General features: G+C 65.0%; 1 pseudogene. It reads right to left on the bottom strand.

What is annotated here, in order from left to right:
• Positions 1-266 (bottom strand): annotated as a pseudogene (locus CAPSK01_RS23310) (transposase); the annotation flags it as partial.

The raw sequence follows: 266 nt of genomic DNA, 5'->3' as shown, positions 1-266 counted from the left end.
GCCAGGCGGACATACCCACTCCACCAGTTGTAGATCAGCGCCACGGCACGCGCCGAAAGGTTGCAGCGCTCCAGGTCATGCGTGGTGTAGCCGCCCCAGCCCCACGGGTTCTTCAGTTCGTCGAAGCCGTTCTCGCAATCGGCCCGATCACGGTACAGCTGACCCGTGGCTTCGAGCGAGTCGTCGGCGTTGGTGACCAGCACGGCATACTCCCAGAGCCTGGCCTTGTCCGAAGGGTCCAGGAACGGCAGCTCGTGCTGCGGGCT

It is taken from the genome of Candidatus Accumulibacter vicinus (assembly GCF_000584955.1).
GTDB lineage: Bacteria > Pseudomonadota > Gammaproteobacteria > Burkholderiales > Rhodocyclaceae > Accumulibacter > Accumulibacter vicinus.
This window is presented reverse-complemented; position numbering and strand designations above follow the sequence as displayed.